Raw genomic sequence first — 12,328 nt, forward strand, 5'->3', positions numbered from 1 at the left:
TCTGTCCAAACCAACAAAAAACCAAGTACCATAACTGTCATAGCCGAACTGGTTAGACAGTTTTTTTGTACTCTTTTTTATAGAAAAAAACGAATTGGAGGATTTCAATGAGCAAACGTACCAGAATTCATCCCGTACAATTTTATTTGAATGATGACGAACAATACATTTTAGAAGAAAAATATCGTCTTTCCAGGATGAAAAGCAAATCTGCCTTTCTACGGAAAATGATCTTATATGGATTTGTATATGAAGTAGACTACTCTCATATCCGAAAAATGAATACCCTGCTGGGCAATATCAGCAGCAATTTGAATCAGATCACCCATCGTATAAACAGTACCAATACAGTTTACCCAAAGGACCTGGACGATATAAAGGAGTTAATGGAAAAAATATGGCAGTTACAAAAATCCATGGTATCAAAACAACCGTTGATAAAGCAATAGAATACATCTGCAATCCAGATAAAACTGACCAGAATCTATATATTTCTTCCTTTGCCTGCTCTCCCGAAACAGCCGTTCTTGACTTTAAATACACTTTGGATCATACACATGACTGCAGAGATCCGCACAATACAAATAAGGCATTTCATCTGATTCAGGCATTTTCCCCTGGTGAAGTTTCCTATAAAGAAGCCCATCAAATTGGCAAAGAACTTGCGGATCGCTTACTGGAGGGAAAATACTCCTATGTTCTGACAACACACACTGATAAAGGTCATGTACATAACCATTTAATTTTCTGTTCTGCAGATAACATCACTTTTTCTCATTACCATGACTGTAAAAAGAATTACTGGAAAATACGAAATCTCAGCGACACTTTATGCCAGGAACATAACCTGTCCACAATTATGCCAGATGGTAAAAAAGGAATGAAATACAATGAATGGGCTGCAAATAAATCTGAATCCAGTAAAAAAGCGCAGCTGCGAAAAGATATCAACCAGACAATCCGAATCGTTTCCACTTATTCAGAATTTCTTGCATTTATGGAAGCTAAAGGATATGAAATAAAAAACGCAGAATTTGGCGAAAACAGCAGAAAATACATTACCTTTCGTTCTCCCGATATGTCCCATCCAGTGCGTGGAAGTGCTAAATCTTTAGGAAAAAATTTTACTAAGGAACGTATCAAAGAACGCATTAATAATAAGCTCCACAGAACTACTGTTCCTTCTGTTCGTAATAAGTTAATAGACACCAACACTCCCAATATAGCAGGAAACATTGGACTTCAGAAATGGGCAAATAAGGAAAATTTAAAAATTGTCTCTGCTGAATATAACAAGATGTTCACACATAATCTACATAATTTTTCAGAACTTGAAGACCGCATAGCCTTGTTACATATGCAGCAAAAAGAGGTAAATACCTCTGTTGTTTCTCTCGAGTCTCAGATACGCCATCTTCGAGAAATGCTAAAATATGCCGAACAATATCAGAAAAATAAAATTTACGACGACCATTATAAAAGCTCCAAAGATCCAGATCGTTATTTCCGTAAATATGAATCTCAAATTATTCTTTTCGCTGGTGCTGAACATATGTTACAGGAAAATGGTATAGACCTGAAACATCTTAATTCCAATAAGTTACAAGAGCAAATTGCAGATCTTATTTCCAGAAAGGAATCACTAAATACTCAATACGTTTCCTTTAAGCAAGAAATAAAAGAGTTGGAATTGATACATCAAAACCTATCCAAATATCTCAAACAGGATGCTCCTAAAATACAAAGATCTTCTCATAACCAACTCCTTTCTTTGTAAAACCATAATAATAGGCAGCGATTTCACTCGCTGCCTAAATTCCCATTAAACCGATATCCTACACCTCGTACTGTTTGTATATATAATGGTTGTCCAGGATCATCTTCTATTTTTTCTCTGATATTGCAGATATGTCGCATAACCACATTATAATCACCGGAATAAGGTTCATTCCATACCAGATCATAAACCATTTCTTTTCCAAATATTCTACCTGGACTTTTCGCTAAAAGAAGTAAAATATCATATTCATATTTTGAAAGATGAACATCACTATCATTCTTTTTAACAATTCGTTCCTGTAGATATATTTTTAATTCTCCAAACCTTATAATTTCCGGTATGAATTGGTTTTTATGTTCCCAGCTAGTCAATATGTTTTCACTTATGCTTCCATTAGCATCTGTGATTCTCTCAATAATTTCTATCTTTTTCACCTTTATTGCCTCTACATTATTAATTTTATATTCTATATATCATCTGCCATTTGACTTTTTTCTTCTACAAGTAATATAATATATTTATTACATATGTAGGATTTAGCAGGAGGATTTTATTATGTCACTACCCCAAATTTCAGAAGCCGAATTTGAAGTTATGAAAATTGTATGGAAATATGCTCCCATCAATACAAATGAAATTACAGAAAAACTTACTCTAACTACCAGCTGGAGTCCAAAAACAATTCAAACTCTTATCAAGAGACTTGTTTCCAAAAAAGCTCTTTCCTACGAAAAACAAAGCCGGGTATTTGTCTATACTCCATTAGTCCAAGAAGATGAATATATACGCCAGGAAAGCAATTCTTTTTTAAAGCGATATTATAATGGAAATCTTTCTTCTATGCTGGCTTCTTACCTTGAAGACGATAAGCTCTCTTCAACAGAAATTGATAACTTACGCCATTTATTATCAAAACATCAGAAATAGGAGGTTTTGAATGAGCAACTGGATCATCCACTTTTTAATCAGTAATATCTTCATATGTATTTTTACACTTGTAATAATCGGAACAAAAAAACTTCTGAAAAAATATTTATCTGCGGCTACACAGTACCATCTCTGTTTTCTTTTATTTTTATTACTTGCCGTGCCATTTTTTCCTGTACAGATTCATGGCTCACAACTTTTTTCATGGTTACATTTTTTTCAAACTGACTCAGGACTTAACTCTGGTACCGACACGCTATCCGAACTTACCAGTAATACACAAAATATTTTGTTAAACCAGGTGAATGATTTTTCAGTTTCCATCAGTAGTCAATTTTCTGGAGGCTTGAATACCATACTCTTTCTAATATGGATAACGGGTGTTATGATTATGTCAGTCCTCACCCTTCATTCATTAAACTATGTACGTTCCATAAAAAGATCTGCTCTCCCGCTTCAAAATCAGCAGGTAAAAACTATTTATTACAATTGTTTAAAGGAACTTAAAATCTCTCACCCAGTATCAGTCTACAGTACTGCATTTTTAAAATCACCAGTTTTAATCGGAATAATACATCCCAGAATTTACATTCCCATCCATTTAATTTCCGAACTGAATCCTGATGATATGCGTTTTATGCTGCTACACGAATTACAGCATTACCGTCACAAAGATACATTTATTGGCTTCCTCATGGTCATAAGTAATATACTCTACTGGTTTAACCCTTTTGTTTGGTACACTTTAAAAGAAATTCTCTGTGACCGTGAAATAGCCTGTGATTCTGCTGTATTGCAGATGATTTCTGCTGATGAATACCAAGCTTATGGAACTACACTGATTAATTTTGCAGAAAAAATATCCTCTTTTTCCTCTCCACTGGCAGTTGGAATGTCCGGAAATTTCAGGCAGATGAAACGACGTATTCTCAACATCGCCGTTTTTAGGAAAGAAACTCTTTATCAAAAAATGAGAGCATTGATAATTTATCTGGTCATTAGTGCTGTTTTTATTGGATGTACACCCATTTTATCCATTGATGCCTCTACTCAAAGCGTATATCATTTTAGTGATACAGACAAAAATATCTCCCTGTTAGATATATCCGAAACATTTGGAACATATGATGGATCATTTGTTTTGTATGACAATAATTTGGATTCCTGGAAAATATACGATCTTGAAGAAGCCACCAAACGTATTCCGCCAGAGTCTACCTACAAAATATACGATGCATTATTAGGGTTGGAATCCGGAATCATCACACCAGAACACTCTTCCATGACATGGAATGGTGATGCCTTTCCTTTTCCATCCTGGGAAGCTGATCAGGATTTAAACTCTGCTATGCAAAATTCCGTTAACTGGTATTTCCAGGCAATTGATTCGCAGCTCGGAATTAACAGAGTCCAGGAATTTTTGAATAAAATAGAATATGGAAACCAGACAACCAGTTCAAATCTGGATTTATACTGGTCCGATTTTTCATTAAAAATCTCGCCTTTAGAGCAAGTAACATTATTGAAAAAATTTAACACAAATGAATTCCATCTAAATTCCCAAAATGTATTTTCTGTTAAAAATGCTATAAAAATTGCCAGTACACCTAATGGTAATTTCTACGGAAAAACTGGAACCGGTCGTGTCAACGGACAGGATATCAACGGCTGGTTTATCGGATATGTAGAAACTTCCGATAACAGCTATTATTTTGCAACCAATATCCAAAGTGATTCTAATGCAACTGGAAAAAAAGCATTTGAAATCACTTCTAATATCTTAAAAAAATTACATATATGGAATTAACAAATATGAAAGGGCTGATAGTTGTTATCAGTTCTTTCTTTTTATTCTATATTGATATTTGGGAACTTCTTTCGTACCATTATTCAGAATTTTATTCCCCATATATTTAAAACTCTTATCATCGTTGAACTTAACAGTCAGCTCACTTGTAATAACGGCATCATTACATATAAATGTATCACATACAGCATCAACAACCAGCACATTGTTTCCCTCTCCGCTATCTCTTATTTCAACGACCTCCGGTAAAGATGTTCCAAAATAAGTAGGGCTATAATTTAAACAACCTAATCGTTCCCAGTCATAAGTTTGATGTTCCGAATCAAATACTGCCCATTTTTTAATTTGCTCCGCTGTTATCGGCAAAAACTCCATTATCAGATTTTCAAACTCTTCTGCCGGAATTCCACTTGAGTTACCAGAAAACTCATATCTCTCCCCGTATTTCATTCGATATAAATATTCATATAAACCATTATAATCTAACCCTTCCATATCAGATCTATCCCAATCAGAACATAAAAGATTATTCCCCTGATATCCAAGCAAATACACACACCTCTTTGAAACTTCCCTGCATTCATCACTTAAAGGTTTAATTCTTATCATAGAACTGCCATCAACCGCTTCTGATACTTCCGGATATTTTGGAACACATAGCGTATAACCAAACCAGCCTTTTTCTGTATATTTCCATTCTTCTATCCTTGTATACGAAACATATACAATAGATGGATTGTCGTTCATACCCCAAACAACTTTCACAGCCAACAAATACATATCTGTCCCATCATAATTGAATTTGAGTCTTTCTATCCCACCATCCCTGTTAATCCTATATAAGACGATATCTCCTGGCAGATCCTGTTCTGCCTTGAAAAGAAATTCTTCCATTTTAGAATAATTAGCCATATTTGAATACGGCGCTGATGTAATAACAGGGACATTTTTTTCCTTTAATACTTCCTGCATTTCTTCCATTACTGTCTCAGAAACTACTACATTCGATGAAGTTCCTTTATCCGCCTTTTGATAAATGGCTTTCATCTGATTCATAACATTCTTACAATCTTCAATAGCTTCTTCTTTCACGACTTCATCTACTGGCAAATCATATCCTCTTTCTTGTACAGCATAATTCGCAGTTTCCTGTGAAATATATTCTAAATCAGCCCCTTTACATTTTGTATTTCCTATGAAAAAGCATCCCAAAATAAATAAAACACTCACCATCTTTTTCAGTTTTCTTTTTGTACTCATATCAATTATCTCCATAACATTCCTCCCACTTTTCGTCTGATAATCTTTCCGTATACCAGGTAACCTCTATTTCTGACCTTGATACATAATTGGATACATATTGAAATCTATCTTTATCTAACAGCCGAATGGTTACGCTATGACAAAACGCCTGATCTAATTCTTTTTGTGGCCATACCGCATTTACTTCCAGTGTTATTGTTCCATCTTGATTTTCTATGTAGGAAACAACTTCCGGATATGGAATATATGGTGTGGGAGCAAAATCATATACGATTCCTCTGGTTCGATACCGATATGTCTGTGTTTCCGTGTGAAATACCGTTCCTGTCTGCAGTATCTCTGCGCTTATATTAAAATATTTTTGAAATATCGCTTCAAATGATTCTTTTGGGATTTCATAAGTCTTTCCTTCCTTAAATTCATCAGTTTTTTCTTCCATTGAAAGTAAACGGTCAAAAACATCATAAAAATTTATTCCATCATAATTTTTTTCACTCCAATTAGAAGTAAACAATTTATTAAGTGTATATCCAAAAGGAAGTATATATTTTCGATTCAGCTCCCTGCATTTTTTATTTAACGGCACTACCCGAAAGGCCCGATATCCAGACGGTCCATCATATCCAGCCGGATGATATTCTTCCATAAAGAAATACCCGTTTTCTGTATATTTCCATGAATTAGCTCTAAACTCATGATAATATTTTTCCTGCCAAGTGTCCTCTTTCCATTTAAAAGAGCTTACTTCAACGTCTATTTTCCCCTGTTTGGTTTTCAGATCATACCGGATAAAATGATCCCCTGCTATAACTTGAAATATAGTAGTTTTTCCATTTTTCTCTTTTTCTGCTTTTTTCAAAAAATCATCTACTTTAATACTTTGAACCATATCCAGCTGATTGTAGGAATCAATTACTGCATATCCATATTTTCCAAAATAATCCATACTTTTTTGTATTGTACTCAGCTCATATAGTGCATTTTCTTTCACAGCATTCTCATATATGTTCCGATAGCCTTCTGCTAGCATTTCACACTCTCTGTAAATTTTTTCTTTCGTATCTTCAATTGTCTTTTTCTGCTCTTTCTTTATGCCACATCCACTACAGACAGCAAGAAAAATAACTCCCACAAATATTTTCCAAATTTTTTTCATATCATTTTCCTCTTACATTTGTAATATTTAAAGGTAAAAATTATTCATTACCAAGATATTCATCCAGTATCGCCTTATCCTTTTCCACCACATAACCGCTTCCTCCAATATCTTTCACATTCTCTACCATACTGATGAGCAAAATAGGATTCTTTGTATCTCTATCTGTAGTAAAAACTGTAAACCAGCCAATTTCTGTTCCAGATGTATCTTCTTTTGTAGCTTTCAGTTCCGCTGTTCCGGTTTTTCCTGCTAATCTAATGTCTTCCCGGCATGCTCCATAACCAGTTCCTTCCGGGTTATTCACTACACCCTCTAACCCCTCCATAACCTCCGAAACAATTTGTGGTGAAAAAGCATCTTTTATCCAGATTTCACTGGAAGTGCTTCCACCATCCGCGTGAAGATATGGCTTTATCATATTTCCATCATTTAGAAAAGCCGTATAAATGCTTGCAAGATGCAAAGGATTTACCAGAATCTGTCCCTGTCCATACCCACTGTCAGCAAGCTGGATTTCTGTTTCTATCTTGTCCATATTAGAATATTGGGACTCTGACATTTTAATATCAAATGGAAGTTCCTGATTAAATCCTATTTGATTTAGAGACTGCATCAGTTGATCCGCACCAATTTTTAATGCTGCTTTTGCAAAATAAATATTATCTGAATAAATAAGCGCATTTTTCAAGATCACAGGTTCATAATCATGAAGTGTAGTCACTGTATAATCTCCCCACGAGGAATCTTTCTGCCACGCCAGACCCTCATTTCCAAAATCGTCATTTGCAGTAAATGCCCCCACTTTTAATCCAATTGCAGCAATTACAGGTTTAAAAGTTGAGCCAGGACACCATGTCTGGCGAAAGCGGTTGTATAAAGGCCTGTCTTCATTTTCATTTAATGCACTCCACTGGCTGTTGTCCATTCCACGTACAAAATCATTATTATCATAAGATGGCGTACTTACCAACGCCAATACTTCCCCTGTATAAGGATTCAAAGCTACAGAACATCCTCTGTCTTCTTTAAATTGTTCATAAAGAGTACTTTGAAGATCACCATCAATCGTAGTATGGATATCTTCCCCATCTTTTCTAGGCTCATATGCAATAACATTTTTTTTATTTCCATTTGCATCTACAATACAGATTTCACACCCATCTGTTCCTTTTAGTTCTTTTTCATAAAGCGTTTCCAGTCCAGTCTTTCCAATCACACTGTTTGTACAATACCCTTCCCCTTTATGTTCCTGCAAATCTTCGGCTGTAACCGCCTGTACATACCCTACCAGATGAGAGGCAGCTTCTTTTAGATAATAAGTTCGTACTTTTACATCAGATAACATAATACCTGGAATCTTCAATAATGTGTCCTGCTTTTCTTTTTCTTCCAGAACAGTTTTATCCGGATTCACTGTCAAAAGATCGACCTCTTGTATTTTAGGAATTGTTGCTACTGGTACAAAAGAATCTGCTTTTACCCAACCGGCTTTTAACTTATCCTCAATTTCGTCTGCTCCAATTCCAAGATACTCTGCCAGTTTTTTTATTGTATCTTCTCTGTTCTCCATCCTGCCCGGAACAATTCCTACCGAAGATGCAGTTCCCTCTCCAGCCAACTGACGACCATTTCTGTCTAAAATATCTCCTCTCTTTGCCTCTTCTGACGTTACCTGAACTTTATCCGTTGCAGATAACTCTGGAAAAATCAACTGATCCTGCCAGATTAAATGATATCCTGTCCAATCATGTGAAAATACCGCATCGTTGGTAAATTCTACATTTCCTGCAGCAGTCTGCATATTTGTTGTATAGGAAACTGCCGCATTTCCGTTTTCTTGTCTTTTTACTGTAATATCGGTTATGGACAGATCAGACATCTCAATGCCTTCATATATTTTAGAATTTCGTTCTATAAATTCTTCCTTACTGTTCATGCTGCTTTTTTTCTGATCCAGCATGGCATACATTTGCTCATATTCCCCTTTTTCAATATATTTCATATATTCCATTAGTCTTTTTTCAGGAACATTACAATTCATTATTGTTACAATACCGATTCCACCACCAATCAATATACCGCTAAATAAAACTATTTTTGTAATAATCTTCGTGTGTTTTTTTCTTTTCTTTTTTCTCATATAGTTTTATTTCTCCTTTTTTCATATTTTCTTAAATATTACACTTGTAATATTTAAACGTCAAGCTTTTTCTTAGGTTTATATATGTAGACAAGAGAAAAGATTTGCATAAAAAAGAAAGGGCATCTCAAAGCCTTCTTTGATAAAGAACTTTACGACACTCTGAGGTAATGGTTTCTCCGGATGTTTCCCAAACGCTATAATCACTCTCCAGAAGAACCAAAAACGATTTTTAATTTTCTCTCAGAAAAAAAAGAACTACTCTAAATCTGCTGATCTTTGAAATAACCCTGCTCGTTTCTTATAATCACAAACATATTCAGACAACACATTCTTTGCTGGCAGATTATTATAGCAGAAAACGCAACAAATCCCTTTATTAACTTTTGTTCCATATATTTCCTGTACCAATCCTATTGTTTCATCATCTGAACAAAAGCTCTTCGGAATCTCCCTACAATCCCTGATAATAACGCAAATCTGTTTACTATGTCCTCTCTGTTAGTATACAAGCCAGCTAATCTCTTTATTATAGTATCTAAATACTTCTTCCCAATTCCACTACTCAAAATTTCTTCAGTCACTATTTCTGCAGATGTGTTTTTATATCAGCCAGAGTTCCCCTGGCTGAATTCTTCCAATATATACCTGTTAACACTTCTCAAAGTTCCCGACATTGGGGTCAGACCCTATTAAACATACTGGACAAAAACGATATTGGCTCCGGCCCAAGCGGTTCGGACTCCATCCGACAGCGAAAGGTGCAGAAGCGATGGGGCAAGAGCCACCAGCGGTAGGATGCTCACAATGAGCGCAGCGATACTAACTGATTGAAATTTTTTCTTTTCCATAGTTTTACCTCATTTCTTTTTTCCCAAATTGGGTGACAGCCAGCGCGAAAAACAGGCCAAACACTACAATCGCGCACGGCAGGAACGGAAACACCGAAAACGAAAAAGCGGCGTCGGAAGTTTCTGCTGTAAAGTCATGGAGAGAGCAGGAAACGAGATAACCGCTGTAACAGTACGGGTAGGCGATCCACAGCGGCGTATTCGCAACCAATACACCGGGAATCACAAGCAGCAGATTTAATCCCACAGAAAGAAGCGGTTTTTCAAACAGCACAGTGATGGCCCACATAGCCGCAATGCACGGCAGCATAGTCAGAAACAGCCCCAAGCACCATTTCAGAAGATATAGGATCGGCAGGGTTTCTGTTACTCCCATTGTCTGTGTCGCAATCAGCCCAGCGATTACAAATACGACAAGAAACACCACCATCTCCATAAACAGATAAAAGGTAAGCACACAGAATTTGGCAATGGATAATGCGCAGCGGCTGACCGGTAGCGCCAGCATTTTCAGAATCCCGTTATTTCCTGTTTCTCGTCCTGCGATCATCACGCAAACCACGATCATGCTGAATGGAAGCAGATAGTAGGCGTAAACAAGCACACTTTGAATAAACATGGCAGGCCACGCATTGGTGTATTCCGGTGTAAAGTAGTTGCTCAAATTCGCAACCCCGGAAACCACCACCAATAAAGGTGCAATGAAAATCAGGGGTACGATTTTGGAGCGTTTTACTTTCATAAACTCGATTTTGAGTAAATCCAAAAAGCTCATTTCTTATTATCCCTCCTTACTCGTAGCGTCTGTACTTCGCCAGCCACAAGCCCACAACAAGGAACAACAGTGTTTCCACCAAAGCGACAAGGGCAACCGTCGAATCAGGCTGGGCACTCATGGCTACTGCTGGTTTCAGAATAATCACAAAAGGATGCACCAGCAAAAGCGTCAGCCCCGAATTTGCAAAGGCCATACCACTCAGAAAACCGGCAACACCAATTCCAAGCGGCACCCACATATTTTCAAAGCGCGAGGAAATCAACAGCATAAACGACAGTACCGGCATGGATGTGAGAAAAGAGTATCCGTCAAAGCGTACCAGCGTACCCATCTCAAATGCTCCGTCCGGCAAGTCCGTCATTCCAATCTGTGCAAGTGCCAGGTTTTGCAGCACGATTGCAACCAAAAACATGACCGTCAGAATCAGAAATTTGCACAGATACATGGCCGGGACGCTGACGGGAAGCATATACATCTTCTTTACGGCACTTCCCTTAAATTCCATGTTGTAGATCATGCAGGTAGCAACCACGATACCGAACAGATTCAGCACCATAATCATGCCGTAGAGCTGGGTCAACAAGACATCCATCGGGGCCAGCGGCAAATTCAGAAGTGTGTCTTTCCGCACAATGAAATTGACAAATGCGTAGGCGGCTCCCAAGACACCAACGGCCAGCAGCACGGGAATCACGCCGGTTCGCTTTCCTTTCCGAAGTTCGATTGCCAGCGTTTTCATAATTTTGCCCTCTGCTTTCTGTCCATGTTATCTTTCTCAACCATAGAAAGAAACACATCTTCCAGATTGTCCGCAGCGAAGCCGGATTGCAGGGCGTATTGACGCAGATCATTCATGCTTCCCTCAAACAGCAGCCTCCCGTGGTTGAGAATCCCAATGTCATCTGCAATCAATTCGATTTCAGACAGCATATGGGACGAGATCAGCGCCGTGCAGTCGTAAAGGCTGGGCAAGGATTTTACCAGATTGCGGATTTCGTGGATACCAGACGGGTCAAGACCGTTTGTGGGTTCGTCCAGAATCAGAATCGGCGGACGCCCCAAGAGCGCCCCGGCAAGGCCCAAGCGTTGCTTCATTCCCAGCGAATACTGTTTTGCCAGCCGGTCGCCAAACTCGGTCAGCCCTACCAGTTCCAGAGCATCTTCCACATCAGCTTTCGGCAGTCCCAAAATGCGGCGGATAATGTCAAGATTTTCCCGCCCGGTGAGATTTGCGTAGAAAGATGGCGCTTCGATGAAAGAGCCGATCTCTTTGAGAATGGCAATCCGATCCTGCGGAAACTGTTTCCCATCAATGGTAAAGCTGCCTTTTGTGGGAGCGGTCAACCCCAACAGCATTTTCATGGTAGTGGATTTGCCTGCCCCGTTCGGGCCAAGAAAACCATAAATGCTGCCCTTGCGAATATGAAGCGAAACATGATTGACCGAAGTGAAGTTCTTATATTTCTTGGTCAAATGTTCCGTTGTAATGATATAGTCCATAGAAACATCTCCTTTCGATGCTTCTATGGTACAACTTCAACCTGACATCTACATTCTCCCGTCCTTACTTTTACCTTACTTTTTGAGGATGCCCTCCGCAGACTTGAAATCCTATGTTATAAT

At 37.7% G+C, this 12,328-nt stretch carries 12 protein-coding genes; 4 read left to right on the forward strand and 8 right to left on the reverse strand.

All coding sequences use genetic code 11. The annotated features are described in order from the left end of the window. Window positions 1-107 precede the first annotated feature (107 nt). Both CCC70_RS15865 and CCC70_RS15870 read left to right on the forward strand, forming a co-directional pair. Window positions 108-449 carry a plasmid mobilization protein gene (locus CCC70_RS15865; RefSeq protein WP_005426517.1) on the forward strand — a complete coding sequence of 114 codons (342 nt, stop codon included), beginning with the start codon at window positions 108-110 and terminating at the stop codon, window positions 447-449. Beyond that, entirely contained in the window at window positions 398-1,777 is a 1,380-nt protein-coding gene (locus CCC70_RS15870; protein WP_287085225.1) for a relaxase/mobilization nuclease domain-containing protein, read from the forward strand. Before CCC70_RS15865 ends, CCC70_RS15870 begins: the two co-directional genes overlap by 52 nt. A 23-nt stretch (window positions 1,778-1,800) precedes the next feature. Here the strand turns inward: CCC70_RS15870 and CCC70_RS15875 are convergent, their stop codons facing one another. Further along, window positions 1,801-2,214, reverse strand: coding sequence for a winged helix-turn-helix domain-containing protein (locus CCC70_RS15875; RefSeq protein WP_005426519.1), 414 nt, complete (start codon window positions 2,212-2,214; stop codon window positions 1,801-1,803). Window positions 2,215-2,332: 118 nt separating this feature from the next. On the opposite strand from CCC70_RS15875, the gene CCC70_RS15880 reads away from it, so the two are divergent. Both CCC70_RS15880 and CCC70_RS15885 read left to right on the forward strand, forming a co-directional pair. Next, on the forward strand, window positions 2,333-2,707 hold the full coding sequence (locus CCC70_RS15880; RefSeq protein ID WP_092073165.1) for a BlaI/MecI/CopY family transcriptional regulator: 375 nt from the start codon (window positions 2,333-2,335) through the stop codon (window positions 2,705-2,707). 10 nt (window positions 2,708-2,717) lie between these two features. Beyond that, entirely contained in the window at window positions 2,718-4,514 is a 1,797-nt protein-coding gene (locus CCC70_RS15885; protein ID WP_117628248.1) for a BlaR1 family beta-lactam sensor/signal transducer, read from the forward strand. 27 nt (window positions 4,515-4,541) lie between these two features. On the opposite strand, the gene CCC70_RS15890 is transcribed toward CCC70_RS15885, so the two are convergent. The 7 genes from CCC70_RS15890 to CCC70_RS15920 form a co-directional block, all read right to left on the reverse strand. Next, window positions 4,542-5,789: a DUF6070 family protein gene (locus CCC70_RS15890; protein WP_117628249.1), complete on the reverse strand. Its 1,248-nt coding sequence runs from the start codon at window positions 5,787-5,789 to the stop codon at window positions 4,542-4,544. Next, window positions 5,776-6,933, reverse strand: coding sequence for a DUF6070 family protein (locus CCC70_RS15895; RefSeq protein WP_287085226.1), 1,158 nt, complete (start codon window positions 6,931-6,933; stop codon window positions 5,776-5,778). Before CCC70_RS15895 ends, CCC70_RS15890 begins: the two co-directional genes overlap by 14 nt. A 40-nt stretch (window positions 6,934-6,973) precedes the next feature. Continuing rightward, window positions 6,974-9,076, reverse strand: a complete 2,103-nt coding sequence (locus CCC70_RS15900) for a penicillin-binding transpeptidase domain-containing protein (protein ID WP_287085227.1) — start codon at window positions 9,074-9,076, stop codon at window positions 6,974-6,976. Between the two features lie 692 nt (window positions 9,077-9,768). Then, window positions 9,769-9,927 carry a hypothetical protein gene (locus CCC70_RS15905; RefSeq protein WP_171030307.1) on the reverse strand — a complete coding sequence of 53 codons (159 nt, stop codon included), beginning with the start codon at window positions 9,925-9,927 and terminating at the stop codon, window positions 9,769-9,771. 4 nt (window positions 9,928-9,931) lie between these two features. After that, window positions 9,932-10,702 (reverse strand): ABC transporter permease, encoded by a 771-nt coding sequence (locus CCC70_RS15910; RefSeq protein WP_287085228.1) that lies wholly within the window; start codon window positions 10,700-10,702, stop codon window positions 9,932-9,934. A 16-nt stretch (window positions 10,703-10,718) separates the two neighbouring features. Further along, entirely contained in the window at window positions 10,719-11,444 is a 726-nt protein-coding gene (locus CCC70_RS15915; protein WP_287085229.1) for an ABC transporter permease, read from the reverse strand. Continuing rightward, entirely contained in the window at window positions 11,441-12,205 is a 765-nt protein-coding gene (locus CCC70_RS15920; RefSeq protein ID WP_287085230.1) for an ABC transporter ATP-binding protein, read from the reverse strand. Before CCC70_RS15920 ends, CCC70_RS15915 begins: the two co-directional genes overlap by 4 nt. Window positions 12,206-12,328: the final 123 nt, after the last annotated feature.

It is taken from the genome of Blautia sp. LMAG:89 (assembly GCF_008679485.1).
Lineage (GTDB): Bacteria > Bacillota > Clostridia > Lachnospirales > Lachnospiraceae > Blautia_A > Blautia_A fusiformis.